Source organism: Hyphomicrobiales bacterium (genome assembly GCA_030688605.1).
Taxonomy (GTDB): Bacteria; Pseudomonadota; Alphaproteobacteria; order Rhizobiales; family NORP267; genus JAUYJB01.
In genome coordinates this window covers 1-25,717 of record JAUYJB010000098.1, presented here as the reverse complement: position 1 = coordinate 25,717, position 25,717 = coordinate 1, and the positions used below count along the sequence as shown (strand labels likewise).

Here is a 25,717-nt window from a genome sequence, read left to right as displayed (position 1 = left end):
GCCGCGCGCTCGCCCCGAGCATCTTGCCCGGGGGCAGATTGTCGTTGGCGTGGGCGATCGCCAGCGAATAGACCGGCGCCGCCAGCCCGCCATAGGCGGTAAACAGCACCAGCAACAGAGGTAGCTCATCCGGTCCCGGCATGATGGCCGCGAGTGCGCAAAGGGCGACGACAAGGTTGAGGCCCGCAATTACCCAGCGCCGGTCGACGCGGTCGGATATGAAACCGATCGGATATTGCGTTCCGACCACGGCCAGAAAGGGCAGGCTCATCAGAAGCGCGATCTGATCGGTGGCAAGCCCGATCGTGGCGCCGTAGACCGCGCCCATGCCGAGCAGCGCGCCTTGCGATACCCCCACCATGAGGCAGGCGCCGAAGCCGAGCGGCGAGATTGCGTAAAGCTGGCGCAGGCTCACGCCCTCCATCTGTTCGATCTGCGGCGTCGGGCTGCGGGTCAGCGAAATTGGCACGACAGCCAAAGAAATCAGGATGGCGATCAGCATGAAGGGAATGAAGGAGGCCGGATCGACGAAGGCGAGCAGGTATTGCCCGGCGGCGAGGCACGCAAAGGTGGTGGTCATATAGGCGCCAAGGAGCCGGCCGCGATTCTCGTTGCTGGCCGCCGAATTGAGCCAGCTTTCCGCGACCACATAGAGTCCGGCGAGCGCGACCCCGGTCAGAAAGCGCAGGAACAGCCAGGTCGGCGGATTGGGGAACAGGGCATGCAGCAGCACGGCGGACGCGGCGACCGAGGCGAAGCCGGCGAACACCCGGATATGGCCGACGTCGGAAATCAGCCGCGGCATGACGAAGGAAGACAGCAGAAAACCGCCATAATAGGCCGACATGACGAGGCCGATCTCCGGCGTCGTGAAGCCTTCGATGCCGGCGCGCAGGCCGAGCAGCGAGCCCTGCAGGCCGTTGCCGACCATGATCAGGGCGAGCGCGAAAAACAGCGTCCAGACGGCGCGAATGATCAGAAACATGAACAAGGATGCTCCGTTTGGCCCGCTCTGGCGGGGCAGGATGCCCGCGTTCTGCCCGGCGGGATGTCGGCGTTTGTCCGTGTTTGCCCGGCTTTGCCGGTCCTTGTCTAGAGCGGTTTCCGGCGTTGCCATCGGGGCGTCCGGACGATAAGGCTGGGGGCCATGCCCGCGCCCCTGAAGCCCGCAGACGATGTCTGCCTCCTCCTCGTCGACATCCAGAACGACTTCTGCAGCGACGGCGCGCTCGCCGTCCCCGGCGGCGAAGAGGTCGTGCCGGTGGCCAACGCGCTCGTCGAGCGCTTCGACCATGTCGTGCTGACCCAGGACTGGCACCCGCCGGGCCACCTCTCCTTCGCTTCCAGCCACCCGGGCAAGAGGCCCTTCGAGACGATCGAGATGGCCTACGGCGCCCAGACCCTGTGGCCGGACCATTGCGTCCAGGGCACGCCCGGCGCCGCCTTCCACGCCGACCTCGCGGCGACCAAGGCGGAGCTCGTCGTCCGCAAGGGGTTCCGGCGCGAGATCGATTCCTATTCCGCCTTTTTCGAGAACGACCGGCAAACGCCGACCGGCCTTGCCGGCTATCTCCAGGAGCGCGGCCTGAGACGACTGGCGCTGGCCGGCCTTGCCACCGATTTCTGCGTCGCCTACTCGACGCTCGACGCGCGCCGGCTCGGCTTCGAGGTCACGGTCGTCGAGGATGGCTGCCGGGCCATCGACCTCGACGGCTCGCTCGCCGCCATGACGCGGCGGATGATCGAGGCGGGCGTCGAGATCGCCTCGTCCGCGCGCCTCAGCCGGTGAGCGCGGCGGCCTTCGGGCGGGTAAGCTGGAACACCTCCTCGACCACCGAATAGTCCTTATAGCCGAGCCGGGCGATGGGCTTCAGCGCGGCGGTATCGACCAGCCCGTCATGGATGAAGGCGTCGTCGATATGCACGCCGACCACCTGGCCGAGCACCATGTGGCGGTCGACGGGAATGCCGTCGAGATCGGCGAGATCGATGGTTTGCAGATGCTTGCATTCGAGCGCCGCCGGGCTCTCGCCGACGCGCGGCGGCTTGACGAGGCGGCTCGGCGCCTGGGTGAGGCCGGCAAGCTCGAACTCGTTGACATGGCGCGGCGCCGTCGCCGAGGTCATGTTCATCTTGTCGCGCAGCGCGAAGGTGGCGAGGTTCCACACGAACTCGCCCGTCTCCTCGACGTTGGTCAGCGAATCCTTGCGGCCGGTCGAGGCGAACATCAGGATGTGCGGGTTTTCCGACACCGCGTTGAAGAAGCTGTAGGGCGCGAGATTCACCGCTCCGTCGGCGCCGACGGAGGAGATCCAGCCGATGGGGCGCGGCGCGATCAGCGCCTTGAACGGGTCGTGGCGCAGGCCGTGGCGGTTTTCGATGGCGTCGTAGAACATACTCGCTCTTCCAGTCTTGTCCGTCGCTGTTCGGGTCTCACCCAATGTCGGGCCGTTTCCACTCGAATACAACCTCGCCGAGATCGGGCCGCGGGCGCTCCGGCGGGCGCATCTTCGCGGTGCCGACATAGACGAAGCCGGCGATGCGCTCCTCGGGCGCGAGCTTGAGCGCGGCGCGAACCCGCTCGTCATAGGCGCACCATTCGGTGATCCACGCCGCGCCGAAACCGAGCGCGGTCGCCGCGTGCAAGAGGTTGAAGCAAACGTTTCCCGCCGACAGGCGCTGCTCCCATTCGGGAATTTTTTCGTGCGGCCTGGGCGCCGAGACGACGGCGACGACCAAGGGCGCGCGGGCAAAGCGGCCCTTCTCGAAGGCGATCTGCTGCTCGCTCGCCTCGGGGTTCGTGGCGCGGAAGGCCTCGGCCAGAACATCGCCGAAATCCTCCCGCGCGGCGCCGCGGAACAGGATCAGTCGCCATGGGGTCAGCTTGCCGTGGTCGGGAACGCGGGTTGCAATGGTGAGGATCGTGCGCAACGCTTTTTCGTCCGGACCCGGCGGCCCGAGGCCGGCGGGGGGAACGGATCTGCGTGTCAGCAGCGCATCGAGGGCCGTCGGCATGCGGGTCTCCGGTGTTGGCGGACCTGTTTAGCGGATTTGGCGGAGGCCGCAAGCGGGCCGGCGGGTCGCGTCTCGATTTGAAATTCGGCGGCTGCAGGCCATAAAGGGAAGTGCGGGAAATTAAGTAGCAGTCTCGCCTTTGGGAATGTCCTGAAGGACAGGCTTTCCACCCTTCATCACAATATGGGGATAGGCATAGGCGACAGCCCCTTTCAGCTTTTCGGCTGGCTTACGCAATCCGAAAGTGTGGGTCCGCCCTCCACCGCCTGCGCCTGCGGTGCTGCCCTCATACTTCCAATCGGCTTTTTCGAGAAAGACAACATCCACTCGCCAGATCACAATCGGACGATCCGCCTTGATCGTCTTTGTGGTATCCACAAGATACCGCCAAACGATATACCAACCAGGATGATCGTAGTGCGATTGGATTGCCCACGGCCTGATGCTCCCCTTCGATTCCAATGCAAGCTCTGGTGGCGGGTTCAGCTTTCCTCCCAAAGATAGATCGGGGAAACGCTGCTGGGCAATGTCTGGATGCTTGTGCTTCTTGTAAGGACTCAACGAATCCAGAGCACGCACGCCAAAGGTACCGACGATTCCACTGAAAACATTTGCTTGCTCGAAATAGAGTTCAACGAGATCAGCCGTTTGCTTTTCGACAAAATCGACGGCTCTCACGATGTGTATGGGTTCAAGCCCTTTTGGTAATGCCACCGTCCCCCCTCACCCAGTCCATTGGTGGAGGATGCGCCATTAGGCTTGCACTCAGCAAGCTTCGGTATCGCGCTTACAGCGATCTGAAAATAGCCCGGATCAATCTCGACACCTATGCTCTCGTACCCGATTGAGCAGGCCGCCGCTATGGTCGCGCCACCTCCCATGAATGGGTCCAAGACCACCCCTTTTCCCAAGGGAAGCGAGGCGCGGACGATCTGGCGCATGAAGGCTTGCGGCTTGAGCGAGGGATGCGGAGCAAGCTTTCTTTCATCCGAGCGGGTGGGGGACGATTTGATCACATCCAGGAATGGATCGTCCGCCGATATTCGACGCAGCGCGCCAGTTCCCCATTTCCGCAGATTGTCTTGCACCCGCCCATCGCACGGCTTCCGGAACAAGCCCCACGGTTCCCAACCCGAGCGGGGCATTACGGACACATCGGCAAATTCACGATGCGCATTCTTTGGCCGGTCGCCACCGCGAAGCGTCTGAACGAGACGAATGATCTCGCCTCGTTTCTCGAAACCGGCCGCTATCATCGGCATGTATACGAGATGAGACAAGAGCGGATTGGTTGCCACAAAGACGTGGCCGCCCGGCACGAGAATCCGTATGGCACACTCGGCAAACTCGGTGAAAAAATCGCCGAGATTGGAGCGATCTTGTTTTGTCAGAATGGTGAAGCGCGGCAACGGACTGCGCTTTGAACCATCGAATGTCGGGGGGATGCGCCACACTCCGCCATGGCCGTTTCGGAGCTTTTGTTTTTCAATCTCTGTGTATTCCCTCAAGCCGTAAGGCGGATCGGTCACAATGGCGTGCACGGAATTCGCATCGCGGGCAGCCATCCAAGCAAAAGCATCGGCGCGATGAGTTTCGTATTCGACGGGCTTTGGTTTGCCGCGTCTCTTTCGGTTGGGGCCGATCTCATATTCAGGCGAAGCATTGGCCATGGCAGCCCCCTCAGCCTACCTGATTTCATGATGGATGGTTTTGACGCCGACGGCTTCCATGCACCGCACAAAGAAGACGGCCGCGAAGCTCCCGCGCTCAAAGCCGAGGCCGAATCCACCGGCCCCACGGAACAGGTCGATATCGGTCAACTCCAAGGGTGCGGCCTCCAGGAACAATTGTGGAACACATACAACAACGGTGTATCGGTCGTCAACGGGACATTAGACGCTACTCCGCCGCGCCGCGACCCACTTGACCGCCGATCCGGCAACGGCGCAATACGCTTCCACCCTCCGCAGCGGCGGCGCCGCTGCTGCGGAGGATGGGTCGCTATTGCGCTCTACCTGAGGCACATCCGCGTGGCGTGGAGGCCACGCCCAAACCCACACATCGTCATGCGCGGGCTTGACCCGCGCATCCATGCCGTTACGGCGCGACAAGTCGAGGGGCCAGTGGAATGGGCCGCCGGATCAAGTCCGGCGGTGACGATTGGAAGTGGGTTACCCCCTCCCCGACCCTACCACACGCGGCGGCGGTTCGCCGGACGGGCAAACCGAGACACCAGGGGCTCGGGCGGGGCAAGGCCAAACGCTCAAGCGCCGTCTTGCTTGATAATTCGGCCCGGCGATGCCATGTATAGGCTACACGGTGCACGGATGCCGGGTGCACACTGCATTGCCGCTCATGCGAGCGCCACTCCGCATATGTGAGCATTTCGCCGCCGATGGGATTTTCCGTCGCAGGCGCCAAGGCTCTCTTCTCGCTCCGAGGAGCGGTTCCGATCACGGACGGGTCACATGGTTCGATCGCATAAAAGAGTCTGCGCAGGCCGATGGGCGAGGTGAACGCTTCACCGCGTCGCGACGGCCCGTGCGAGGAAGAGGAACAGGACACGGCCGTGCGCGAGAGCCCCGAGGAACCAGGGGTCGAGCGCAGCATGGAACCAAAGACCAGGCTTTGCCTGATTTGCCGGTCGCCGTTTCCGAGCGCCTGGGCCGGCGAGCGTATCTGCCGCCACTGCAAGTCGAAGTCGTCATGGCGCAACGGCGTGGTCAGATCGTAGCCGCTGGAGCATGTTTCCCGCAAAAGTGGGAACCGGTTTTGCGAAAAGAACATGCTCAAACAAAAAGACAAGAGCGAAATCCGATTCAACTGGAACGGAATTCGCTGCAGACGGTTCCGCGGCATCGGATCGGCACACCGAACGGGCCCCGATCGCAAACCGAGAGCCATCAGTCGAGCCATCGAGAAGCCCAAATGATCCCGCAATGGGCGCGTGCGCGCCGCGTGCGCATTGCAAGATCATTTTCCACGACGCAATAGGGAGCAGCCATGCTGAATGGCACTAAGAAAATCAGGACCAACGGGCGATACGACAGAAATGCCGGGTCGTTTTCCGGCCGCGCCAAGCGGTCGCCATCGACCTCGAATCGACCCCGGGCCGATAGGGTCGGCGTCGCAAACGCCAAACAGAGCTACGAACGCTACATGGCGCTTGCGCACGCCGCCGCGTCGACCGGCGATGCGATCGAAAGCGAGAACTTCCACCAGCACGCGGAGCATTATTTCAGGCTGATGAGGGAGCAGGATCCGGCGCCGGGATAGCGGCATGGAACTTCGGGTCGGTTACGACGTGCGATACGCGTTCCCGCGACCGACCGCGCCCACCTGCCCGCAACGATCGCGACAACGGCCAAGACCATAAGAGGCGTCAGGCGGAAGGGTGGCGCGCGTCGATGCACTTCGAATGATCCCCCAGGACCTCGATGACCCGGCATTCCGCGATACTGCCCCCGGCACATTGTGCGATCATTCGTTCCAGTTCCCGCTTGAGAGCTTGCAAGCGTGTTATGCGACGCTTGACCTGCCCCAATTGCTCACGCGCTATGCTGTCCGCGGCCTCGCAGGATTGGCTCGGACAATCGGCCAGGCGCAGGAGATCTCTGACGGCAGGTAGCGGAAACCCCAATTCGCGTGCATGCCGGACAAAGGCCAACCGCTGCAGGTCCGCCTCGCTATAAAGGCGCTGATTTCCCGTCGTGCGCGCCGGCTCCGGCATGAGCCCGATCTGCTCGTAATAGCGTACGGTTTGCACGTTGCAGCCGGCGGCGCCGGCCGCCTGTCCAATGGTCACAAATCCTGTCATGGGCTTTTCCCCTTGAACCTACAGCGACTGTAGACATTACATTTGCACGATTGATCCAGTTGGAACAATGGTGAGCCGGCCAATGAGCATCGAATGCTGTCATGACGAGCCGAAGTTCGACGGCGCGTCCGTTGGTTTCAAACGAGCATTGTGGGCCGTCATTGCCATCAACGGGAGCATGTTCGTCGTTGAAATGACGGCGGGCGCGCTCGCCGGATCGCAGGCCCTGCAAGCGGACGCGCTGGATTTTCTCGGCGATACCGCGACCTATGCGCTCAGTCTCTTCGTCATCGGCATGTCGCCGCGGGCGCGCGCGAACGCGGCGCTCGTCAAGGGCCTGAGCCTTGGCGCGATGGGGCTCTGGGTCTTCGGTTCGACCGTCTATCAGACCATCATCCTCGGCATACCGCGCGCCGAGGTCATGGGAATCGTCGGCTTTCTTGCACTCGTTGCGAATGCCGCCAGCGTGCTGCTTCTCCTGCGTTACCGGGACGGCGAAGCAAACGTGCGCTCGGTCTGGCTGTGCAGCCGCAACGACGCCCTCGGCAACATCGCCGTCATGCTCGCCGCGGCGGGCGTATGGGTGACCCGGACCGCATGGCCGGATCTGATCGTCGCCGCCCTGATGGCGGGCCTGTTCCTGTGGTCCTCGTTCCAGATTGTCCGGCAAGCCCTGGACGAGCATCGCCAAATGAAAGCTACGGGAGTCGCCGCGGAATGAAGGCATTGGACCTGTTTCAAGGTGGCGCCGAATTGATTTCAGCCTATGACACGTTCCCGCCATCGCCCGGTGCCGCATCTCCTCTTCGCCCTCTTCCTTTGAGGTCCGTGCCGGGGCGTATTCGGGGCGGCGCCGGCCCTAGAGCGGTTTCCGGCCATATGGAACCATTTGACCGGGATGATTTTGCGTCGTGGCTAGGCGCGTTTTGCAGGGCGATGCGGTGTATCGGACAAGAAACGCAACAACGCCACGGCGCAAAAGAACCCGGCCTTCGGTGGGCCAAATCGGCCCCCCGGCTGTGTTGCGACGCTCGCCCGATGCACCACATCGCGCATCGCGCCGCGCCTTGCCGGATGAACCGATTTGGCCCATCAAATTGATCCCATATGGCCGGAAACCGCTCTAGCGGGAAGCTCGACCGAACCCAGTTTCATAATGGGGATGTGGGGCTGGGTATGCGCAGACGCGCTGCCGGCGCCCCCTTCTGGGCGCACCCGCTCATGCGCGCCGATCCGGCTCGATGCCGGCAAGCCGGGCCATCGGCACGCAGCGGCGCTTCGCCGGTCACAATTCGGGCAAACTGAGAGACTACCGGCTGTCGCTGAGCGATGACAGAGGGCGGCGCGCCGTGTATTCAAGCCGCATGCGAGAGCCTTTCAAAGTCCACTGGGTCGCCGTGTGCCTATGCATGCTGGCGCAGCTCACGGCCGGCACGCTGTACGCCGCCGAGCGCCCGGCGATGGTCATCGTGTTCGACGCCACCAACTCCATGTGGGGCCAGATCGGCGGCGCCAACAAGGTCATGCTGCTGCGCCAGGCGCTGGGCCGCGCATTCCAGAACGCAGAGGGCAAGCTCGACATGGGCCTCCTCTCCTATGGCTCCAACGAGCCAGAGGCGTGCACCGCGATCAAGACGGTGCAGCCGCTCGGCCCGGTCAAGGCGCAGGACTATTCCCGCGCCGTCGATGGCGTCACCCTGGGCAAGGGCGGAACGCCGCTCGCCCGCGCGCTGATCGAGGCGGCGGCCCTTGCCGAGCCCGGGAACCGGCCGGCAACGCTCGTCGTGATCAGCGACGGGCTCGACAATTGCCGCGCCGACCCCTGTGCGACGGCGGCGCGATTGAAGGCCCGATTGCCGGGCCTGGTCATTCATGCGATCGCCTTCGACCGGACCAAGAAGGACGATCTCGCCGCGCTCGGCTGCATGGCGAAGGCAACCGGCGGCGTCTTCTTTTCAGCCACCGATGGCGATGAACTTGACAGCGCACTGAGCGCGGTCGTCGCCTTTGCCACCGACGGCTCTCAGCCGACCTCGGCGGAGGAAAGCGCCGAGCCCGAGTTGGTCGATGCGCGGCCGGGGGCACGGCCGGAGTCACCGCCGGCCGGGGCGGAGCCGGAAACGCCGTCATCCGCCACGGCGGAAGGGCCGACGGTGCCGCTGCCGCCGATCATGCCGGACGCGGACGACGCCGAAGGCGCGTCCGCAGAATGGCCGCCACAAGCCAATTCCGCGGCCCGCGAGCCGGAGCCGTGGCCAGAAGCAGACGAGGCCGCGCAGGCAGTCGCCAAGGCGGACGTCGCATCGACCGGAACGCTGCGCCTCTCGGCAAGCTTGACCGAAGATCTGCCGCCGCTCACCGCCGGCCTCGTCTGGCGGGTGTTTTCCGCGACGCCCGACGACGACGGCGGTTTCAAGGTCGTCGCCCGCCGCGCCGACTCCGAGCCGGAATTTACCCTGCGCGCGGGCGACTATGTCGTACACGTCGCTTATGGGCGCGCCAGGGCCGCCAAGCAGATCACGGTGACGGACGGCATTCTCGAGCAGAGGCTGGTGCTCAACGCCGGCGGCCTGCGCCTCAGCGCCTTCGGCCCCGACGGACGAGCGATCCCGGCCAGCAGCGTCTCTTACGCCATCTATTCCTCGGAGCAGGACCAGTTCGGTCAGCGCAAGCTGATCCTCCCCTCGGTGCCGCCGGGCAAGGTCGTCCGCCTCAATGCCGGCACCTATCGCATCGTCAGCCAGTATGGCGACGCCAACGCCGTGGTCCGCGCCGATGTGACGGTCGAGGCCGGACAGCTTTCCGAGGCGGTGGTCAGCCACCAGGCCGTCAAGGTAACGCTGAAGCTGGTCAACGAAGCCGGCGGCGAAGCGCTCGCCGACACCTCGTGGAGCGTGCAGACGCCGGAAGGCGACGTCGTCGCCCAAAGCGTCGGCGCGTTTCCCACCCACATCCTCGCCCCCGGCACCTACTCCATCGTCGCCCGCCACGACGGCATCGCCTATGCGCGCAAATACACCGTCGAGCTCGGCTACGACCAGGAGGTCGAGATCATCGCCGGTACCGTCGAGGGCGAGCAGCCGCTTCCCGTGCCCGTGCAATGACCGGCGCGGACCGGCCGCAGCCGGTACGGTCGCTCCTCCGGGAAGGCGGCCCGCCCTGCGCGTCGGTTCCCTATAACCATGAACCGCTCTAGGCGGCCTGTTTGGTGCGCAGACGCGCGACATCCGGCGCGACCGCCTCCTCGGAAAGCGCCGCGACCGCCTCGCCGAGGGTCATGGCCTTCTGCTCCCTGGAGCCAAGCCGGCGGACATTGACCGTGCCCTCCTCGGCCTCGCGCCGGCCGCACACCAGGATTACCGGCACCTTGGCCAATGAGTGCTCGCGCACCTTGTAGTTGATCTTTTCGTTGCGGATGTCGAGCACGGCGCGCAAGCCCGCCGCGCGCAGCGCGCCATGGACCGTTCGCGCATAGTCGTCGGCGTCCGAGGTGATCGTCGCCACCACCGCCTGCGCCGGCGCCAGCCACAGCGGCAGATGGCCGGCATGGTGCTCGATCAGAATGCCGGCGAAACGCTCCAGCGAGCCGAACATCGCCCGGTGCAGCATCACCGGCACGTGCTTCTCGCCGTCCTCGCCGATATAGAAGGCGCCGAGCCGGCCGGGCAGGTTGAAATCGACCTGAAGCGTGCCGCACTGCCAGTCGCGGCCAATCGCATCGCGCAGCGCATATTCCAGCTTCGGCCCGTAGAAGGCCCCCTCGCCCGGATTGAGCACGACATCGCCGCCGGCCACCTCCACCGCGTGGCGCAGCGCGGCTTCCGCCCGGTCCCAGACGGCGTCGTCGCCGACGCGCTTTTTCGGCCGGTCGGCGTATTTGACGATCACGTCGTCGAAGCCGAAATCGGCGTAGATCGACATCATCAGGTCGTGCACCTTGACGCATTCCTCGGTGATCTGCTCCTCGGTGCAGAAAATGTGCGCGTCGTCCTGGGTGAAATGGCGCACCCGCAACAGCCCGTGCAGGGCGCCGGACGGCTCGAAGCGGTGCACCTTGCCGAATTCGGAAAGCTTCATCGGCAGGTCGCGGTAGCTCTTCAGGCCGTTCTTGAAGATCTGCACGTGGCCGGGGCAGTTCATCGGCTTCAGCGCGAACACCCGCTCGTCCGGCGTCTCGCTGACATACATGCTGTCGCCGAACTTCTCCAAATGGCCCGACTGCTCCCACAGGCCGCGGTCCATCATGTCCGGCGAGTTGACCTCGGTGTAGCCGGCCTCATTCTGACGGCGGCGCATGTAGCCGATCAGCTCCTGGAACAGGGTCCAGCCCTTGGGGTGCCAGAACACCGCGCCCGGCGCCTCCTCCTGGAAGTGGTAGAGGTCCATCTCGCGGCCGAGCCGGCGATGGTCGCGCCGCTCCGCCTCCTCGAGCCGGTCGAGATACTGCCTGAGCTCCGCCTCGCTGGCCCAAGCGGTTCCGTAGATGCGGGTCAGCATCTCGCGGTCCGAATCGCCGCGCCAATAGGCGCCGGCCACCTTCATCAGCTTGAAGGCGTTGCCGATTTTGCCGGTCGAGGGCATGTGCGGGCCGCGGCACAGGTCGAACCATTCGCCCTGGCGGTAGATGCGGATCTGCTGGTCCTCGGGGATCGCGTCGATCAGCTCGACCTTGTAGGCCTCGCCCATCTTGGCGAAGACGCGCTTGGCCTTGGCGCGGTCCCACACCTCCTTGGTGAAGGGGGCGTTCGCCGCGACGATCTCGCGCATCCTGGCCTCGATCCCCGCCAGATCCTCGAGCGTGAACGGCTCGGCCCGCGCGAAATCGTAATAGAAACCGTTCTCGATCACCGGACCGATGGTCACCTGGGTGCTGGGGTAAAGCGCCTGCACGGCTTCGGCCATCACATGGGCGCAGTCGTGGCGGATCAGCTCCAGCGCGCGGGGCTCCTCGCGGGTGACGATGCGGATCTTGGCGTCTTTTTCGATGGGGTCGGCGAGGTCCTTGAGGACGCCGTCGAGCTCCATCGCCACCGCCTTGCGGGCGAGCGAATTGGATATCGCGGCGGCAACCTCCGCGCCGCTCGTTCCGGCCTTGTAGTCGCGCTTTGCGCCATCGGGGAACGTCAAGGAAATCATCGTCTTCTCCTGCTCACTCCTGCTGACCGCGCAGGTAAGCCGTTGGCGTCGGGAAGTGGCGTTGGAAACCCTTCAGTGATCCTGACGCAGGGTGATATGGCGGCCGGTCCAGCGGCCGTAGCGCCACGGCTTATACCAGCGCGCGGCTGGAGGCAATTCCTCCGGCACCGGGTCGTAGCCGCTGGCGCCCCAGGGGTGGCAGCGCGAGACGCGCGCCAGCGCCATCCAGCCGCCGGCCCAGGCGCCATAGCGGGCGATTGCTTCCTCGGCATAGTCCGAGCAGGTGGGCAGATAGCGGCAGGTGCGGCCCATGACGGCGGAAAGGGTCAGCCGGTAGAGGCGAATCAACCCCCTGAAGACCAGCGCCGCGGGGCGGAAGCCGCGGCGAGCGGGCTTTCCGGTTTCCGTCTTCACCGACAAGGCTTTATTTGGCAACAGCACGCTCCGCGCCGTTCGCCGCCGCGCGCGCCTGGCCGACCGCGTCGACGACAGCATCGAAGGTCAGCAGCGTCGAGGCGTGCCGCGCCTTGAAGCCGCGCACCGGCTCAAGGCAGGCGAGATCGGCCCATTTGCCGGTCGGCGGCGGCCCGTCCTCTTTCAGCATCGCGTACATCTGTTTGCGCACCTGGCTGAGCTCGCTTGCGGTCGAGCCGACGACGTGGCGCGCCATGATCGACGAGGAGGCCTGGCCGAGCGCGCAGGCGCGCACGTCATGGGCGAAATCGGCGACGGTGTCGCCGACCATCCTAACGTCGACCGTCACGGTGGAGCCGCACAGCCGGCTGTGGGCGGTTGCGGAGGCCGAGGGATTTTCCAGCCGGCCGATCCGCGGGATGTTGCCGGCCAGTTCCAAAATCCGCTTATTGTATATATCGTTGAGCATGTTTCCTGTCGGCCCGCGGGCGGTGCATGACGGCGTTTTCGTCGCGGCGCAACCCGGTTCTTGGACTTGCGGCCGCGCAACGTGCCAATATATAAGCTTTCCTGTCCTATGACGAAAGCCGATCGCAGGGGGCACCGCCGAAGGGGTTTGCGCGACCCGGCGGGCGGCATCGCCCGCATGGGCGAGAAGATGGCTAAGATGGATCGCTACAAAAAGGCATTGCCTATGGACGCGGTTGTCAAGAAATTCCCGAACCAAGTGCCGCATCTGGGCAAGGGCCCGGACATCGAGAAGCCGTCGCGCGCGGAGGCCGAACAGGCGGTCCGCACGCTGATCGCCTGGGCCGGCGACGATCCCGACCGCGAGGGGCTCCTCGAGACGCCGAAGCGCGTGATCGACGCCTTCGACGAATTCTTCAAGGGATACAAGGAGTGCGCGCTGGACGTGCTGTCGCGCACCTTCGACGATGTCGGCGGCTACGACGATATCGTGCTGGTGAAGGATATCGCCGTTCACTCGCACTGCGAGCACCACATGATCCCCTTCGTCGGCCAGGCCCATGTCGCCTATCTGCCCACCGACAAGGTCGTCGGCATCTCCAAGCTCGCCCGCGTCGTCGAGGTCTTCGCCCGGCGGCTGCAGACCCAGGAGACCATGACCGCGCAGATCGCGCATGCCATCGACCAGGCGCTGAAGCCGCGCGGCGTCGCGGTGATGATCCAGGCGGTGCATCAGTGCATGACCCTGCGCGGCGTCATGAAGCCGAACGTCCAGACCATCACCACCCAGTTCCTCGGCACGTTCCAGGAGGACCCACATGAGCAGCTCCGCTTCATGTCGCTCGTCCGGGACAGGAACTCCGGCTAACCGAATCCAGCGAGGCTAGGGCCATGCCCGCCGCTTCTCTGTTCGCCGAACCCGGCTCCCGCGAAGAGGTCGAGTCGGGTACCAGCTTCACCCCGCGCTTCAACGCCGACGGGCTCATCGGCTGCATCACCTGCGAGGCGGAAAGCGGCGATGTGCTGATGTTCGCCTGGATGAACGAAGAGGCGCTGCGAAAGACCATCGAGACCGGACAAGCGCACTACTGGTCGCGCTCGCGCCGGGAACTTTGGCACAAGGGGGCGACCAGCGGCATGGTGCAGAACGTCGTCGAGATGCGCATCGACTGCGACCAGGATACGATCCTGATGAAGGTGCGCATCGACGGCCCGGTCGCCGCCTGCCACATGGGCTACCGCTCGTGCTTCTACCGCTCGGTTCCCCTGGGCGGCAAAGCCGGGCCGGACACGGTGCTGCATTTCGAGGACACCGACCCCGTCTTCGACCCCGACGAGGCCTATCGCCGCTGAGCGCTTCGGGCCTATTCCCGATTAATCCAACTTTCACGATCCGTCGTTAGGATCGCTTCCGTTGTTGGGACGCGATTTGATGGTCGAAATCGGCATACAAGCCTGGAACGGCAAGCAGACCATGCCCGACGGCGCCGAGCGGCGCGTGGCCCCGCGCCCGCGGCGGCCGAGCATCGGTTTGGCGCTTGGCGGCGGAGCCGCCCGCGGCTGGGCGCATATCGGCGTCATCAGGCAGCTCGTCGAGGCCGGATTCGCGCCCGACGTCATCGCCGGCACTTCGATCGGCGCGGTGGTCGGCGGCTGTTACGCCGCAGGCGGTCTCGACGAACTCGAAAGCTTCGCCCGCGACCTGTCCAAGCGGCGGGTCATCGGCCTGCTCGATTTTCACTTCGGCGGCAGCGGGCTCATCACCGGCGATCGCCTGGCCAAGCTGCTTATGCGCGGCTTCGGCGACACCCGGATCGAGGACCTGCCGCGCCGTTTCGTATGCGTCTCCACCGAGCTGCGCACCGGCCACGAGATCTGGCTCTCCAAGGGAGAGTTGGTGCAATCGATGCGCGCCTCATACGCCCTTCCCGGCCTGTTCAAGCCGGTCAGGGTGCTTGACCGCTGGCTGATCGATGGCGCCTTGGTCAATCCGGTTCCGGTCTCCGTCTGCCGCGCCTTCGGCGCCCGCCTGGTCATCGCCATCAATCTGAATACCGACATGTTCGGCAAGGGCACGGTCGTGCGCGCTCACGATCCGGTGGAGACCTGCCCCGGGGACACCGATGCCGATTGGCCCGACGAGGCGCATACCGGCGTCGACGGCGCCCGCGGTTTGCTGCGCCGTCAGCTCGTCGGCACCCGCGCCGGCCCGCCTGGGATTTCCTCGGTGATGGTCGATGCGTTCAACATCGTTCAGGACCGGATCGCCCGCTCGCGGCTCGCCGGCGACCCGCCCGATATCATGGTCACCCCGAAACTCGCCGATATCGGCATGTTCGAGTTTCACCGCGCGCGCGAAGCGATCGACGCCGGTGCTCGCGCCGGAGACCGCATCCTTGCCGAAATCGAAGGCACGCTGACGGCGCTGGCCCGATAGACCGCTAGAGCGGGATGAGGAAAAGCGGGAACGGGTTTTCCGCCCGCATCCCGCTCTATCTTATTAGAATCGATCACATCTTAGGATTTTGGATCGATTCGATCCAAAATCATCGTGACCTGGAGCGGTTCCCGACCATATGGGACCGATTTGATGGGCCAAATCGGTTCATCCGGCAAGGCGCGGCGCGACGCGCGATGGGGGGCATCTCGCGAGCGACGCAACACAGCCGGTGGGCCGATTTGGCCCACCGAAGGCTGGGTTCTTTTGCGCCATGGCGTCGTTGCATGTCTCCTGAGATGCACCGCATCGCAGATCGACATGCGCCTAGCCACGGCGCAAAATCATCCCGGTCAAATGGTTCCATATGGTCGGAAACCGCTCTAGCCAACGATCAGGCTCACCCAGTGCGTGTCGGGATAGACGACCAGGGCGCCGGCGGCGATGGCGATGCCGTATGGCGCGCCTTCGGAGGAATCGTGAAGCCGCGCCAGCCAGGGCAGCCGCGCCAGGCCCGCCGGCAGCGGCCATGTGCGCGCCGCCAGAAGACCGATGGCAAGCACGCCGCCGCAGAGCGCGGTGGTGATGACGAACGGCAGAAACTCCGTCCATCCGAACCACAAGGCCGTGGCGGCGAGCAGCTTGGCGTCGCCGCCGCCGAGATAGCCGAAGGAGAACAGGCAGAAACTGAAAAGCAGAACCGCAAGGCCGATGCCGAGATGAATAGCGACCGCCTCCATGCCCATGCCGCTGACAAGCGCCACGGCGGCAAAACACAGCAGGAGACCGACCGGCACGCGGTTGGGAATGGTCATCGTCAACAGATCGGTGACCGCGGCGAAAATCAGCAATCCGGGAAAGACCGCCAAAATCAGCGCATCCATGATCATTGCCGACATCTCCCCGCTCCGGCGACCCTCATGGCTGGCGCACAAGCGCCGCTGCCCGCGTGAGCCTTGTCAGCTTAAGCCCGACATTCTAAAGAAACAGTGTGCAAGGCATACGAATGCCGCTTGCGGTTTTTGAGCACCGCAAGCGGCATTCGGAGACGAAGCTTGAGGGAATTGCGGCCGGGGGGACCTAAGTTTCCGCCCGGCCGATTCCCGTCGGATGTCGGCTTAGCCGCCCATCTTGGAATTGATGAACTCGAACTTCGACAGCAGGGTCGCGCCAAGCGTGTTGACGGCGACGATGATGACGACCGAGATACCGGCGGCGATCAGGCCATACTCGATGGCGGTCGCGCCGGACTCGTCCTTCCAGAACCGAGTAATCATCTTGTTCATCGGAAATTCCTTCCTGTCACAGGTTTCTCTCAGCACCAGGTTCGCTGACCAACCCTCTTCGGTCAGACTGAACCGGTAGCAACCCTACGCGGGAGGCGTTACATCGAGGTTAAGATGATCGCCGCAATGCGATCGAAAGAATTGTAAGAAAAATTACTGCATCGCGGGTCAACCGATGTCTTGAGCCTGCGTCCCGGCGCCGCCGGCGGCATGCTGCCTTCGAAGGGCCGCTGAGATGCCCCTTTTTCTCCGCCCGCGGCGCGCGGCGCATGATCGGCGAACTTATTTCCAATTCCTTCACCTTTTTCACCCTCAATGGGCGCAGGCATATGCGTCCTAACCGGAGGGTTGATCCATGAAGCCGCAACCTGCACATCGCACACGCACCGCGCGGCGAGACCTGCGCGGCGCCAAGGCCCTGTGCCTGAGCTTGGGCCTGACATTGGCCAGTCTCGCGCCCGCCATCGGCGCGCCCTTGGCCGACGAACAGATGCTCCTCGAAGTCGACCGCGCCCTGCTCTTGCGGCTCGACCAGCCGGCATCTGCCGTCATCATCGGCAATCCGATGATCGCCGACGCCGCCATCCAGGATCAGCGCATGCTGGTGATTACCGGCAAGAGCTTCGGCAGCACCAATCTCATCGTGCTCGACCGGAACGGCGAGGAAATCATCTCCAGGATCCTGGAGGTGAAACTCGGCGCCCAGTCGGTGGTCACCATGCATCGCGGACCGCAACGCAACACCTACACCTGCTCGCCGGCATGCGAGCCGACGCTGCGGTCTGGCGACTCGAAGGATTATTTCGACGAGCTGCGCGACCAGATTACCGGCCGGCTCGAAACCGCCGCGGGTCAGGCAGGCGTCAGGTAGGCGATTTGCGGCGGGTAACGCCGTTAACCTCTTGTTTAGCAATTCGTAAGATCGCCTCGCGAACCGTCGAAAAAGATCATTTTTCGCCGTCATCTTCAGCATTGTTAAACGGTCTTCCGTTTCAATGGCATGACGCGGCGCCGTTGCGCCCGGCATTGGCTCAAGCCCTTCGATTGACGGACGGAAGCGCACCGACATGGCGGTGGAAAAGGCAACACACCGAGGCGGCTTCGCGACACGGCTGAACGGTCTGTTTAAGCGGTTCCGCAGGAACCGGGAGGGCGTGACCGCGGTCGAGTTCGCGATAGTCTCGATTCCCTTTTTCGGGTTGTTTCTCGGCATCATCGAAGTGGCGCTGGTATTCTTCACCAGCGAGCTCATCGACTCCGGTGTCAGCGAGGCGGCGCGCCTGATCCGCACCGGGCAGGCGCAGATTCAAGGTCTCAGCGAGACCAATTTCAAGGAGCTGGTCTGCGCCAACGTCGTGATCCTGAGCGACTGCGAGAGCAAGATTAAGCTCGACGTGCGCACCTACCGGGATTTTGAATCGACCGAAGCCATGCTCGCCGATCCGATCGACGAGAACGGGTATCTGATCGAAGATTTCGAGTATCAGCCGGGCGTCGGCGGCGACATCGTGCTGGTGCGCGTATTCTACGAATGGCCGATGATCACGCCCAATCTGGGCCTCGGGCCGGGAAATCTCGCCAATGGCGACCGGTTGCTGGCGTCCACGGTGGCGTTCCGCAACGAGCCGTTCTGACGCAGGGGTGGGAGATGGCCGGACGCCTCATAACGGGTTTGAAGTCTTGGTTTGGCGCGCGGCTGCGCGACCGCAAGGGCGTCGCCGTGGTCGAGTTCGCCTTCGTCCTGCCGCTGCTGATCACGCTTTATCTCGGCGTTGTCGAAATCACCTATGCGGTCATGGCCGACCGCCGGGTGGCCGCCGTCACCTCGACCGTGGCCGATCTGGTGGCGCAGACGAGGACCGTCAATCAGGACGAACTCGACGATATCTTCCGCGCCGCCACGGCGATCATGGTGCCGTTCGAGTCGACGGATCTGTCGATCGTCGTCACCAGCGTGGTCATCGACGCGGAGGGAAACGCCACGGTCGACTGGAGCGCGGCAGCCCCGGGCTCGGGACAGGCGTATGGCACCGGAGCCAGCTTCGACATTCCGGAGGGTCTGAGGATCCCCGATACTAGCCTGATCGTCGCCGAGGTCGGCTATCTGTACAACTCGTTCCTCAACCATGTCGTCAGCTCGGGCATCCCGATGTCGGACATCTTCTATCTGCGTCCGCGCGCCTCGGACAAGGTCAATATATTCTAGCCCCCGCCCGGTCCGGTCGATCCGACCCTATGCGCAGCCGCAACGCGTTGGTAATCACCGACACCGACGAAAAGCTCATCGCGGCCGCCGCGATCATCGGGCTCAGCGGCAATCCGAACGCGGGATAGAACATCCGGCCGCGACCGGCACGCCAAGCGCGTTGTAGATGAAGGCGAAAAACAGGTTCTGGCGGATATTGCGCATGGTGGCGCGGCTCAGCCGTCGGGCGCGCAGGATGCCGTGCAAATCGCTCTTGACCAGCGTCACGCCCTCAGCCTTCAGGCCTTCCGGCGACGGAAAGCAAGAAAAAATCTCCGCATGAAGATAGGCGCCGGCGCCAGCCCCATGGCCGGCCCGATTTCACGCACTATTGGCCATAGGGCATGAGCGGCAGACCGGATGTGATCCAGCCCGGCCCGTTGGAACCGCCCTCCATCCCCTCGGCAACGTTGACGACGTTCGTATAGCCGCGGGCAAGAAGCTGGACCTGCATCCAGGCGGCGCGGCCGCCCGAGGAACAGATCAGCGCCACCGCCTTGGAGTGGTCGCCGCCGACGGCCGCATCGAGCCGTTCGAAGAAGCCCTGCTCGTGCATGCTGATCGGCTGTGCCACGGTGGCGATGCCGGTTGCGCGCCATTCGTCGGCCGAACGGATGTCGATCAGCAGGATTTCACCCTTCCCTGCCTGCTCATAGGCGTCGTGGACCGAGATCGCGGGAGCTGCAGCCGCCGCCCCAGCGATGAGAACGAGCCCAAGACAGATAGACAGGAACGCGGATAGACAGTTCGCCCGCCGGGTCATGGCGCAATCCTCCCAGGATTCGCGTGTTGGTGGTTCGAGCCGCCATTATAGGCGGAAATGAAAAAGGTCTCCCGGTAAACCGGGAGGCCGATCGCCCATAACGGGTCCATTCTTCGTTGTTGGGCCGCCGTCTTGGCGATGGTGACCGAGCAGACGGCCGTAATCATGGAAACGAGCCTCATGGCTGTGCCCCTTCAGGTTCGATATTGAAGATCGAGGCGGCTTAATCGAGGGCCTTCGGCCTTGCCGGGGTGCGACTGTTCTTGTGCCCGTTGGGGGTCGCGGTGTCGCGCCAGTCGTATGCCTCTGACAGAAGGACCTGGGAAGGGCCCGATTTGTCGTCAGGAGGGGGCTGAAACAAAATTCTTCGCCGCTTTCAGCAGGCGAATTACACGCCCTTGACACCTGCGAGCCGGTTCGCTATCTCCAAGCCATCTGTTAGCACTCCAGTTAGGTGAGTGCCAGAACCTGTCCAAATCCCATCATTGGTCGCGGCGCAGGCCGCGCATTTGGAGGAACAATCGATCATGAAATTCCGTCCTCTGCATGACCGCGTGCTGATCCGGCGTCTCGAAGAAGAGGAAAAGACCGCCGGAGGCATCATCATTCCGGACACCGCCAAAGAAAAACCGAGCCAGGGCGAGGTTGTCGCCGTTGGCCCCGGCGCCAGGGACGAGAACGGCAAGATTCAGCCGCTCGACGTCAAGAAGGGCGACAAGATCCTGTTCGGCAAATGGTCGGGCACCGAGGTCAAGCTCGACGGCAAGGAGCTGCTGATCATGAAGGAGTCCGACATCATGGGGATCCTGCAATAGCGCCCCTTAGCCGTTCCCGAACACACATTCAATGTCAACCAGGTCGCGCTCAAGGCGGCCGGACCAGAGGTAAGAGAAATGGCAGCCAAGGAAGTAAAATTCGGCGCCGACGCCCGTGAGAAGATGCTGCGCGGCGTCGACATTCTGGCCAACGCGGTCAAGATCACGCTCGGCCCCAAAGGCCGCAACGTCGTCCTCGACAAGTCGTTCGGGGCGCCGCGCACCACCAAGGACGGGGTGACCGTGGCCAAGGAAATCGAGCTCGAGGACAAGTTCGAGAATATGGGCGCGCAGATGCTGCGCGAGGTCGCCAGCAAGACCAACGATATCGCCGGCGACGGCACGACGACGGCGACCCTGCTGGCCCAGTCGATCGTGCGCGAGGGCGGCAAGGCGGTCGCCGCCGGCATGAACCCGATGGACCTGAGGCGCGGTGTCGATCTTGCCGTCTCCGAGGTCGTCAAGGACCTGGAGAAGCGCTCCAAGAATATCAAGACCTCCGCGGAGGTCGCCCAGGTCGGTGCGATTGCCGCCAACGGCGAGAAGATGATCGGCGAGAAGATCGCCGAGGCGATGCAGAAGGTCGGCAATGAGGGTGTGATCACCGTCGAGGAATCGAAGGCGCTTGAGTTCGAGCTCGAGGTTGTCGAGGGCATGCAGTTCGACCGCGGGTACCTGTCGCCGTACTTCATCACCAATGCCGACAAGATGATCGCCGACCTGGAGGAACCCTACATCCTGCTGCACGAAAAGAAGCTGTCGAACCTGCAGTCGATGCTGCCGATCCTGGAGGCCGTGGTGCAGTCAGCCAAGCCGCTTTTGATCGTCGCCGAGGACGTGGAAGGCGAGGCGTTGGCGACGCTGGTCGTCAACAAGCTTCGCGGTGGCCTCAAGGTCGCGGCGGTCAAGGCCCCCGGCTTCGGCGACCGGCGCAAGGCCATGCTCGAGGACATCGCGGTGCTCTCCGGCGGCCAGGTCATCTCCGAGGACCTCGGCATCAAGCTCGAGAACGTCACCATCGACATGCTCGGCCGCGCCAAGAAGGTGTCGATCTCCAAGGAGGACACCACCATCGTCGACGGCGCCGGCAAGAAGAAGGACATCGAGGCCCGCATCAACCAGATCAAGGCGCAGATTGAGGAGACGACGTCCGACTATGACCGCGAAAAGCTGCAGGAGCGGCTGGCCAAGCTCGCCGGCGGCGTCGCGGTGATCCGTGTCGGCGGCGCCACCGAGGTCGAGGTCAAGGAGCGCAAGGACCGCGTCGACGACGCCCTCAACGCGACCCGCGCCGCGGTCGAGGAAGGCATCGTGCCGGGCGGCGGCGTTGCGCTCCTGCGCGCCAAGGTTGCGGTCGGCAAGCTCGGCTCCGATAATCCGGACATCCAGGCGGGCATCAACATCGTGCTGAAGGCCATCGAATCGCCGATCCGCCAGATCGTCGAGAATGCCGGGGTGGAAGGCTCCATCGTCGTCGCCAAGGTGCTGGAGAACAAAAACCCCAATTTCGGCTTCGACGCCCAGAACGAGGTCTATTGCGACCTGGTTCAGGCGGGCATCATCGACCCGACCAAGGTGGTGCGCACCGCGTTGCAGGACGCGGCCTCCATCGCCGGCCTCCTGATCACCACCGAGGCCATGGTCGCCGAGATGCCGAAGAAGGAATCGTCGATGCCGCAAATGCCCGGCGGCGGCATGGGCGGCATGGACTTCTAGGTCCCGCCAGCCAACCGACGGACAAGACGGGGTCCGGCTTTGGCCGGGCCCCTTTTTCGTCCTTCACGCCCAGCCCAGGCGGGCGGCGATCTTGGCGTAGAGCGGGTTTTCGGCCTCGAAGACATGCTCGAGGCTCGAAACCGATATGGTCGCAACGCCGGCCGATTTGAGGTCGGCGATCAGGGAATAGACGCGGCCGGCGGGACAATGCGCCGTCGTGGCGCCGCCGGCGCCCGGCACGGCGAGCGCGATGGCGCCGGCTGCGGCGAGCGCCTTGTCGATGTCCGCCCGCGCCGCAGCCGCGCCGGCAAAGCGTACCTCGCGCACCGCCAGGCCGCGCTGCCAGGCCGCGACCCGCCCCAAGACTTCGCTCAGCACCCGCCGCACCGGCTTCGTCCAGCCGGCCGAAAGCGACGCGGCGAGGTTCGCCTCGCTGCGCAGCATGACGCCGTCGTCGAGCACCTTGAGCGCGTTGGCGGCGAGCGTCGCGCCGGTGGTGGTGATGTCGACGATGAGCTCGGCGCTGCCGGCACCCGGCGCGCCCTCGGTGGCGCCGAGGCTTTCGACGATGCGGTAATCGGCGATGCCGTGGCTGGCGAAGAAGGCGCGCGTCAGATTGACATATTTGGTGGCCACCCTCATGCGCTGGCGCCGGCTGGCATAAAACGCCGCCGCCACGTCGTCGAGGTCGGCCATGGTCGATACGTCGATCCAGGATTGCGGCACCGCGACGGCCACATTGGCGTGGCCGAAGCCGAGCGGCGAAAGAAGCTCGACCGTCACCGGACCGTCGGCCAGCGTCTCGCGCAAGAGATCCTCGCCGGTGACGCCGAGATGGATGCGGCCCGCGACCAGGTCGCGGGCGATCTCGGCCGCCGACAGATAGGCGATCTCGACGCCGGCAACCCCCGCCACGGTGCCGGCATAGGCGCGTCCGCCGCCCATCTGCAGCACCGAAAGGCCGGCGCTGGCGAAGAAGGCGTTGGCGTTTTCCTGCAGCCGTCCCTTGGAAGGGACGCCGATGATCAGCGGCGTGCTCATGAGCCTGCCCCCGATGCGATCAGCCGGTCGACATAGACAGCGAAGCCGACGGCGGGAATCCGCCTGGCCGCGCCGAGGTCGACGAGAAGCCGGTCGTAGCGCCCGCCGCCGGCGATCTGGCCGATGCCGGGCTTTTCGGGATCGCGGATCTCGAAGACGAGGCCGGTGTAATATTCGAGCCTGCGCCCGAACTCCGCCTCGAAGGTCGCGCCGGCCGCCCCCGTCTTCTTCAGCATCGCTTGAATCGCGACCAGCCGCCGCTCGACCGCATCGACGCGGTTTTCAAGATCGAGCTTTTCCGCCTTGACCAGCGCCCGCACCCGCTTGATCGCCTTGAGCGGCCTATCCTCGATGGCGAGATAGTTCCGCACCACGGCGATTGCCCGTTTCGACACCGCGGGCGCCCCGGCGCCGGCGCGCTCCATGAAGCGGCCGGCGATCTCCTCCGCCGAGCGGCCGCCTACGGCCAAGATGCCGGCGAGCGCCAGCACCTCCTCGACGAGCTCGGCCGCAGCCTTCCTGTCGAGGCCGGCGAGCACCTGGGCGAGCGCTTCCCGGCTGGCATTTCCCTTGGGCTCGGCGAGCGCCTGGGCAAGGTCCTCGGCCACGTCGTGGCGCCAGAAATGCCGGCGCAGCCGCCGCCGCCAGCTCTCCGGCAGGTCGAGGCAGTCGAGAAGCGCCGCGAACAGGCCCGGATCGCCGAGCCTCAGCTCGAAGCCGCGCGGCGCCTCGGCGAGCACGCTCTCGAAGGCCAGCTCCAGCATCTCCAGCTCCGCCGCCTCGGCGTTCCGGGCGCCGAAAATCTCGATGCCGGCCTGGTGGAACTCGCCGCGCTCGACGGGCTCGGCGCCCGCCCTGCGGCAGCGGAAGGCGGGTCCGGCATAGCAGTAGCGCGCCTGCTTCGGCGCCGCCTCGTCGAGATAGGCGCGGGCCACCGGAATGGTGAAGTCGGGCCTCAGGCAATATTCGACGCCGGATGGATCGGAGACCAGATAGAGCCGGCGGCGGATATCCTCGCCCGACAGGCCGATGAAAAGCTCGGCCGGCTGCAGGATCGCCGGCTCGATCCGGGTAAAGCCGCGCTCGGAAAAGCGCGCGCACAAGGCCCGCGCCCGTTCGGGAACCGTGGGCGGCGCGGCGTTTTGCGGTTTCCTCGTAGTCATGGCCCGCCCTCCCGCTTTCCGCCGGTCCCAAGTATGCGTTCGATCTCGGAAACGAGCGCGCTTTCCGGCACCGTCACCTGGGCCGGGCGGCCCTCGCGCCAGGTCTCCCGGTCGGCGATCTCCTCCGACAGCCGCTTGCCCTCCGCAAGGTCCTTGACGGTGACCTCGCCCTTGGCGCGCTCGTCGGAGCCCTGAATGACGACGGCCGGCGCGCCGCGCCGGTCGGCATATTTCATCTGCGCGCCCATGCCGCTGGTCCCGGTATACATCTCCGCCCGGATGCCGGCTTGCCTCAGCCGCGCCGCCAGCGCCTGATGTTCGGCGATGCGCTCGCGGTCCATGACCAGGACGACCACGGGGCCGCGGGGAGCCTTGTCCTCAAGCCGGCCGAGGGCGGAGAGCGCCGCCTGAAGCCGGCTGACGCCGATGGAGATGCCGGTCGCCGGCACGTCCTGGCCGCGGAAGCGGCCGACCAGCCCGTCATAGCGCCCGCCGCCGGCGACCGAGCCGAAGCGCACTTTCTCGCCCTTCTCGTTGACCGTCTCGAAGGTCAGCTCGACCTCGAAGACGAGGCCGGTGTAATACTCCAATCCGCGCACCACCGAGGGGTCGATGACGACGCGGCCGTCGCCATAGCCGCCGGCGTTCACCAGGGCGGCAAGCTCGGCGAGCGCGGCGCTGCCGTCACGGCCCGACGGGGTGGCGCCCACCACCTCCTCGAGCCGCGCCGCCGCCTCCTCGGCCGAACCCGAGCGGGGCGCGCCGACGAAGCGGAACACCGCCTCCACCTGATTGGGGCTAAGTCCGGCGCCGCGGGTAAAATCGCCGCTTTCGTCCCTGCGCCCCTCGCCGAGCAGCGCTCGCACGCCATCGATGCCAAGCCGGTAGAGCTTGTCCACCGCGCGCATCGCCGCCAGCCGCTTGCCGACGTTCTCCTCGCCGGAAAGGCCGATCGACTCCAGGACCCCGTCGAGGATCTTGCGGCTGGAAACCCGCACCACATAGTCGCCGCGGGCAATGCCCAGCGCCTCCATCGCGTCGGCGACCATCATGCACATCTCGGCGTCGGCAGTGACCGACGCGGTGCCGACCGTGTCGGCGTCGAACTGCATGAACTGGCGGAAGCGCCCCGGCCCCGGCTTCTCGTTGCGGAACACATAGCCCTCGCGATAGCTGCGATAGGGTTTCGGCAACCGGTCGTAGTTCTCGGCAACGTAGCGGGCGAGCGGCGCCGTCAGGTCGTAGCGCAGCGACAGCCACTGCTCGTCCTCGTCCTGGAACGAGAACACGCCCTCGTTCGGCCGGTCCTCGTCGGGCAGGAACTTGCCCAGCGCCTCGGTATATTCGATCGCCGGCGTCTCAACCGGCTCGAAGCCGTAGCGCTCATAGACGCGCCGGATC

General features: G+C 64.9%; 29 protein-coding genes and 1 pseudogene. 13 read left to right on the top strand and 17 right to left on the bottom strand.

What is annotated here, in order from left to right; translation table 11 throughout:
* Nucleotides 1-985, bottom strand: a 985-nt coding sequence (locus Q8P46_10780; GenBank protein MDP2620642.1) for an MFS transporter, incomplete at its 3' end; no start/stop codon positions are given.
* 162 nt (nucleotides 986-1,147) lie between these two features.
* On the opposite strand from Q8P46_10780, the gene pncA reads away from it, so the two are divergent.
* Complete coding sequence (pncA, locus tag Q8P46_10775; GenBank protein ID MDP2620641.1) at nucleotides 1,148-1,789, top strand: bifunctional nicotinamidase/pyrazinamidase; 642 nt, start codon at nucleotides 1,148-1,150, stop codon at nucleotides 1,787-1,789.
* On the opposite strand, the gene Q8P46_10770 is transcribed toward pncA, so the two are convergent.
* The 5 genes from Q8P46_10770 to Q8P46_10750 all read right to left on the bottom strand — a co-directional run bounded on the left by Q8P46_10770 (nucleotide 1,779) and on the right by Q8P46_10750 (nucleotide 4,841).
* Nucleotides 1,779-2,396, bottom strand: a complete 618-nt coding sequence (locus Q8P46_10770; GenBank protein MDP2620640.1) for a flavin reductase family protein — start codon at nucleotides 2,394-2,396, stop codon at nucleotides 1,779-1,781. The two genes, pncA and Q8P46_10770, sit on opposite strands and share 11 nt — an antisense overlap.
* Before the next feature lie 37 nt (nucleotides 2,397-2,433).
* Nucleotides 2,434-3,015 (bottom strand): nitroreductase, encoded by a 582-nt coding sequence (locus Q8P46_10765; protein MDP2620639.1) that lies wholly within the window; start codon nucleotides 3,013-3,015, stop codon nucleotides 2,434-2,436.
* 120 nt (nucleotides 3,016-3,135) lie between these two features.
* Complete coding sequence (locus Q8P46_10760) at nucleotides 3,136-3,693, bottom strand: hypothetical protein (protein MDP2620638.1); 558 nt, start codon at nucleotides 3,691-3,693, stop codon at nucleotides 3,136-3,138.
* On the bottom strand, nucleotides 3,690-4,685 hold the full coding sequence (locus Q8P46_10755) for a DNA methyltransferase (protein MDP2620637.1): 996 nt from the start codon (nucleotides 4,683-4,685) through the stop codon (nucleotides 3,690-3,692). Before Q8P46_10755 ends, Q8P46_10760 begins: the two co-directional genes overlap by 4 nt.
* A gap of 15 nt (nucleotides 4,686-4,700) precedes the next feature.
* Nucleotides 4,701-4,841, bottom strand: a complete 141-nt coding sequence (locus tag Q8P46_10750; GenBank protein MDP2620636.1) for a hypothetical protein — start codon at nucleotides 4,839-4,841, stop codon at nucleotides 4,701-4,703.
* A 686-nt stretch (nucleotides 4,842-5,527) separates the two neighbouring features.
* Here Q8P46_10750 and Q8P46_10745 point away from each other — a divergent pair.
* Entirely contained in the window at nucleotides 5,528-5,749 is a 222-nt protein-coding gene (locus tag Q8P46_10745) for a hypothetical protein (GenBank protein ID MDP2620635.1), read from the top strand.
* A 269-nt stretch (nucleotides 5,750-6,018) separates the two neighbouring features.
* Nucleotides 6,019-6,291: a DUF4167 domain-containing protein gene (locus Q8P46_10740; protein ID MDP2620634.1), complete on the top strand. Its 273-nt coding sequence runs from the start codon at nucleotides 6,019-6,021 to the stop codon at nucleotides 6,289-6,291.
* A 106-nt stretch (nucleotides 6,292-6,397) separates the two neighbouring features.
* Here the strand turns inward: Q8P46_10740 and Q8P46_10735 are convergent, their stop codons facing one another.
* The gene (locus Q8P46_10735; GenBank protein ID MDP2620633.1) at nucleotides 6,398-6,832 is read right to left on the bottom strand and encodes a helix-turn-helix domain-containing protein; all 435 of its coding nucleotides are present in this window, start codon (nucleotides 6,830-6,832) and stop codon (nucleotides 6,398-6,400) included.
* 82 nt (nucleotides 6,833-6,914) lie between these two features.
* Here Q8P46_10735 and Q8P46_10730 point away from each other — a divergent pair, with 82 nt between their 5' ends.
* Both Q8P46_10730 and Q8P46_10725 read left to right on the top strand, forming a co-directional pair.
* Nucleotides 6,915-7,553 (top strand): cation transporter, encoded by a 639-nt coding sequence (locus tag Q8P46_10730; GenBank protein MDP2620632.1) that lies wholly within the window; start codon nucleotides 6,915-6,917, stop codon nucleotides 7,551-7,553.
* A gap of 520 nt (nucleotides 7,554-8,073) precedes the next feature.
* Nucleotides 8,074-9,936 carry a hypothetical protein gene (locus tag Q8P46_10725; protein ID MDP2620631.1) on the top strand — a complete coding sequence of 621 codons (1,863 nt, stop codon included), beginning with the start codon at nucleotides 8,074-8,076 and terminating at the stop codon, nucleotides 9,934-9,936.
* An 88-nt stretch (nucleotides 9,937-10,024) separates the two neighbouring features.
* On the opposite strand, the gene thrS is transcribed toward Q8P46_10725, so the two are convergent.
* The 3 genes from thrS to Q8P46_10710 form a co-directional block, all read right to left on the bottom strand.
* Nucleotides 10,025-11,968 carry a threonine--tRNA ligase gene (gene thrS, locus Q8P46_10720; GenBank protein MDP2620630.1) on the bottom strand — a complete coding sequence of 648 codons (1,944 nt, stop codon included), beginning with the start codon at nucleotides 11,966-11,968 and terminating at the stop codon, nucleotides 10,025-10,027.
* Nucleotides 11,969-12,040: 72 nt separating this feature from the next.
* Nucleotides 12,041-12,331 (bottom strand): membrane protein insertion efficiency factor YidD, encoded by a 291-nt coding sequence (yidD, locus tag Q8P46_10715; protein ID MDP2620629.1) that lies wholly within the window; start codon nucleotides 12,329-12,331, stop codon nucleotides 12,041-12,043.
* Between the two features lie 61 nt (nucleotides 12,332-12,392).
* Complete coding sequence (locus Q8P46_10710) at nucleotides 12,393-12,851, bottom strand: iron-sulfur cluster assembly scaffold protein (protein ID MDP2620628.1); 459 nt, start codon at nucleotides 12,849-12,851, stop codon at nucleotides 12,393-12,395.
* 225 nt (nucleotides 12,852-13,076) lie between these two features.
* Between Q8P46_10710 and folE the strand changes: the two genes are divergently transcribed.
* The 3 genes from folE to Q8P46_10695 all read left to right on the top strand — a co-directional run bounded on the left by folE (nucleotide 13,077) and on the right by Q8P46_10695 (nucleotide 15,287).
* The gene (gene folE, locus Q8P46_10705) at nucleotides 13,077-13,718 is read left to right on the top strand and encodes a GTP cyclohydrolase I FolE (GenBank protein MDP2620627.1); all 642 of its coding nucleotides are present in this window, start codon (nucleotides 13,077-13,079) and stop codon (nucleotides 13,716-13,718) included.
* 23 nt (nucleotides 13,719-13,741) lie between these two features.
* A complete protein-coding gene (gene hisI, locus Q8P46_10700; protein MDP2620626.1) occupies nucleotides 13,742-14,203 on the top strand; it encodes a phosphoribosyl-AMP cyclohydrolase in 462 nt (153 codons plus the stop codon).
* Nucleotides 14,204-14,324: 121 nt separating this feature from the next.
* Nucleotides 14,325-15,287, top strand: coding sequence for a patatin-like phospholipase family protein (locus Q8P46_10695; GenBank protein ID MDP2620625.1), 963 nt, complete (start codon nucleotides 14,325-14,327; stop codon nucleotides 15,285-15,287).
* Between the two features lie 383 nt (nucleotides 15,288-15,670).
* Here Q8P46_10695 and Q8P46_10690 read toward each other — a convergent pair whose 3' ends face one another.
* Both Q8P46_10690 and Q8P46_10685 read right to left on the bottom strand, forming a co-directional pair.
* Complete coding sequence (locus Q8P46_10690) at nucleotides 15,671-16,177, bottom strand: prepilin peptidase (GenBank protein MDP2620624.1); 507 nt, start codon at nucleotides 16,175-16,177, stop codon at nucleotides 15,671-15,673.
* Nucleotides 16,178-16,405: 228 nt separating this feature from the next.
* A complete protein-coding gene (locus Q8P46_10685) occupies nucleotides 16,406-16,573 on the bottom strand; it encodes a Flp family type IVb pilin (GenBank protein MDP2620623.1) in 168 nt (55 codons plus the stop codon).
* Between the two features lie 355 nt (nucleotides 16,574-16,928).
* Between Q8P46_10685 and Q8P46_10680 the strand changes: the two genes are divergently transcribed.
* From Q8P46_10680 to Q8P46_10670, 3 genes are all read left to right on the top strand, one after another.
* Nucleotides 16,929-17,444, top strand: coding sequence for a pilus assembly protein N-terminal domain-containing protein (locus Q8P46_10680; protein MDP2620622.1), 516 nt, complete (start codon nucleotides 16,929-16,931; stop codon nucleotides 17,442-17,444).
* A 196-nt stretch (nucleotides 17,445-17,640) separates the two neighbouring features.
* Nucleotides 17,641-18,207 carry a pilus assembly protein gene (locus tag Q8P46_10675; protein ID MDP2620621.1) on the top strand — a complete coding sequence of 189 codons (567 nt, stop codon included), beginning with the start codon at nucleotides 17,641-17,643 and terminating at the stop codon, nucleotides 18,205-18,207.
* 14 nt (nucleotides 18,208-18,221) lie between these two features.
* Nucleotides 18,222-18,779, top strand: a complete 558-nt coding sequence (locus tag Q8P46_10670; protein MDP2620620.1) for a pilus assembly protein — start codon at nucleotides 18,222-18,224, stop codon at nucleotides 18,777-18,779.
* Here Q8P46_10670 and Q8P46_10665 read toward each other — a convergent pair.
* Both Q8P46_10665 and Q8P46_10660 read right to left on the bottom strand, forming a co-directional pair.
* A pseudogene (locus Q8P46_10665) lies at nucleotides 18,766-19,061 on the bottom strand (copper-translocating P-type ATPase). The gene Q8P46_10670 and the pseudogene Q8P46_10665 overlap by 14 nt on opposite strands.
* 85 nt (nucleotides 19,062-19,146) lie before the next feature.
* Entirely contained in the window at nucleotides 19,147-19,581 is a 435-nt protein-coding gene (locus Q8P46_10660) for a rhodanese-like domain-containing protein (protein ID MDP2620619.1), read from the bottom strand.
* A 527-nt stretch (nucleotides 19,582-20,108) separates the two neighbouring features.
* On the opposite strand from Q8P46_10660, the gene groES reads away from it, so the two are divergent.
* Together groES and groL are read left to right on the top strand one after the other, a co-directional pair.
* Nucleotides 20,109-20,396, top strand: coding sequence for a co-chaperone GroES (gene groES, locus Q8P46_10655; protein ID MDP2620618.1), 288 nt, complete (start codon nucleotides 20,109-20,111; stop codon nucleotides 20,394-20,396).
* A 78-nt stretch (nucleotides 20,397-20,474) separates the two neighbouring features.
* Entirely contained in the window at nucleotides 20,475-22,112 is a 1,638-nt protein-coding gene (groL, locus tag Q8P46_10650; protein MDP2620617.1) for a chaperonin GroEL, read from the top strand.
* A 63-nt stretch (nucleotides 22,113-22,175) separates the two neighbouring features.
* Here the strand turns inward: groL and hisG are convergent, their stop codons facing one another.
* The 3 genes from hisG to hisS all read right to left on the bottom strand — a co-directional run.
* Entirely contained in the window at nucleotides 22,176-23,153 is a 978-nt protein-coding gene (gene hisG, locus Q8P46_10645) for an ATP phosphoribosyltransferase (protein ID MDP2620616.1), read from the bottom strand.
* Nucleotides 23,150-24,316: an ATP phosphoribosyltransferase regulatory subunit gene (locus tag Q8P46_10640; GenBank protein ID MDP2620615.1), complete on the bottom strand. Its 1,167-nt coding sequence runs from the start codon at nucleotides 24,314-24,316 to the stop codon at nucleotides 23,150-23,152. Before Q8P46_10640 ends, hisG begins: the two co-directional genes overlap by 4 nt.
* The coding region (gene hisS, locus Q8P46_10635; GenBank protein ID MDP2620614.1) for a histidine--tRNA ligase at nucleotides 24,313-25,717 on the bottom strand (1,405 nt) is incomplete at its 5' end. The genes Q8P46_10640 and hisS, both read right to left, overlap by 4 nt.

What these genes read in the sequence shown, in the direction of transcription:
- pncA (MDP2620641.1), top strand. Translation starts at nt 1,148, where the DNA reads ATGCCCGCGCCCCTGAAGCCCGCAGACGATGTCTGCCTCCTCCTCGTC.
- Q8P46_10770 (MDP2620640.1), bottom strand. Translation starts at nt 2,396, where the DNA reads ATGTTCTACGACGCCATCGAAAACCGCCACGGCCTGCGCCACGACCCG.
- Q8P46_10765 (MDP2620639.1), bottom strand. Translation starts at nt 3,015, where the DNA reads ATGCCGACGGCCCTCGATGCGCTGCTGACACGCAGATCCGTTCCCCCC.
- Q8P46_10755 (MDP2620637.1), bottom strand. Translation starts at nt 4,685, where the DNA reads ATGGCCAATGCTTCGCCTGAATATGAGATCGGCCCCAACCGAAAGAGA.
- Q8P46_10740 (MDP2620634.1), top strand. Translation starts at nt 6,019, where the DNA reads ATGCTGAATGGCACTAAGAAAATCAGGACCAACGGGCGATACGACAGA.
- Q8P46_10735 (MDP2620633.1), bottom strand. Translation starts at nt 6,832, where the DNA reads ATGACAGGATTTGTGACCATTGGACAGGCGGCCGGCGCCGCCGGCTGC.
- Q8P46_10730 (MDP2620632.1), top strand. Translation starts at nt 6,915, where the DNA reads ATGAGCATCGAATGCTGTCATGACGAGCCGAAGTTCGACGGCGCGTCC.
- Q8P46_10725 (MDP2620631.1), top strand. Translation starts at nt 8,074, where the DNA reads ATGCCGGCAAGCCGGGCCATCGGCACGCAGCGGCGCTTCGCCGGTCAC.
- thrS (MDP2620630.1), bottom strand. Translation starts at nt 11,968, where the DNA reads ATGATTTCCTTGACGTTCCCCGATGGCGCAAAGCGCGACTACAAGGCC.
- Q8P46_10710 (MDP2620628.1), bottom strand. Translation starts at nt 12,851, where the DNA reads ATGCTCAACGATATATACAATAAGCGGATTTTGGAACTGGCCGGCAAC.
- folE (MDP2620627.1), top strand. Translation starts at nt 13,077, where the DNA reads ATGGACGCGGTTGTCAAGAAATTCCCGAACCAAGTGCCGCATCTGGGC.
- hisI (MDP2620626.1), top strand. Translation starts at nt 13,742, where the DNA reads ATGCCCGCCGCTTCTCTGTTCGCCGAACCCGGCTCCCGCGAAGAGGTC.
- Q8P46_10695 (MDP2620625.1), top strand. Translation starts at nt 14,325, where the DNA reads ATGCCCGACGGCGCCGAGCGGCGCGTGGCCCCGCGCCCGCGGCGGCCG.
- Q8P46_10690 (MDP2620624.1), bottom strand. Translation starts at nt 16,177, where the DNA reads ATGATCATGGATGCGCTGATTTTGGCGGTCTTTCCCGGATTGCTGATT.
- Q8P46_10685 (MDP2620623.1), bottom strand. Translation starts at nt 16,573, where the DNA reads ATGAACAAGATGATTACTCGGTTCTGGAAGGACGAGTCCGGCGCGACC.
- Q8P46_10680 (MDP2620622.1), top strand. Translation starts at nt 16,929, where the DNA reads ATGAAGCCGCAACCTGCACATCGCACACGCACCGCGCGGCGAGACCTG.
- Q8P46_10675 (MDP2620621.1), top strand. Translation starts at nt 17,641, where the DNA reads ATGGCGGTGGAAAAGGCAACACACCGAGGCGGCTTCGCGACACGGCTG.
- Q8P46_10670 (MDP2620620.1), top strand. Translation starts at nt 18,222, where the DNA reads ATGGCCGGACGCCTCATAACGGGTTTGAAGTCTTGGTTTGGCGCGCGG.
- Q8P46_10660 (MDP2620619.1), bottom strand. Translation starts at nt 19,581, where the DNA reads ATGACCCGGCGGGCGAACTGTCTATCCGCGTTCCTGTCTATCTGTCTT.
- groES (MDP2620618.1), top strand. Translation starts at nt 20,109, where the DNA reads ATGAAATTCCGTCCTCTGCATGACCGCGTGCTGATCCGGCGTCTCGAA.
- groL (MDP2620617.1), top strand. Translation starts at nt 20,475, where the DNA reads ATGGCAGCCAAGGAAGTAAAATTCGGCGCCGACGCCCGTGAGAAGATG.
- hisG (MDP2620616.1), bottom strand. Translation starts at nt 23,153, where the DNA reads ATGAGCACGCCGCTGATCATCGGCGTCCCTTCCAAGGGACGGCTGCAG.
- Q8P46_10640 (MDP2620615.1), bottom strand. Translation starts at nt 24,316, where the DNA reads ATGACTACGAGGAAACCGCAAAACGCCGCGCCGCCCACGGTTCCCGAA.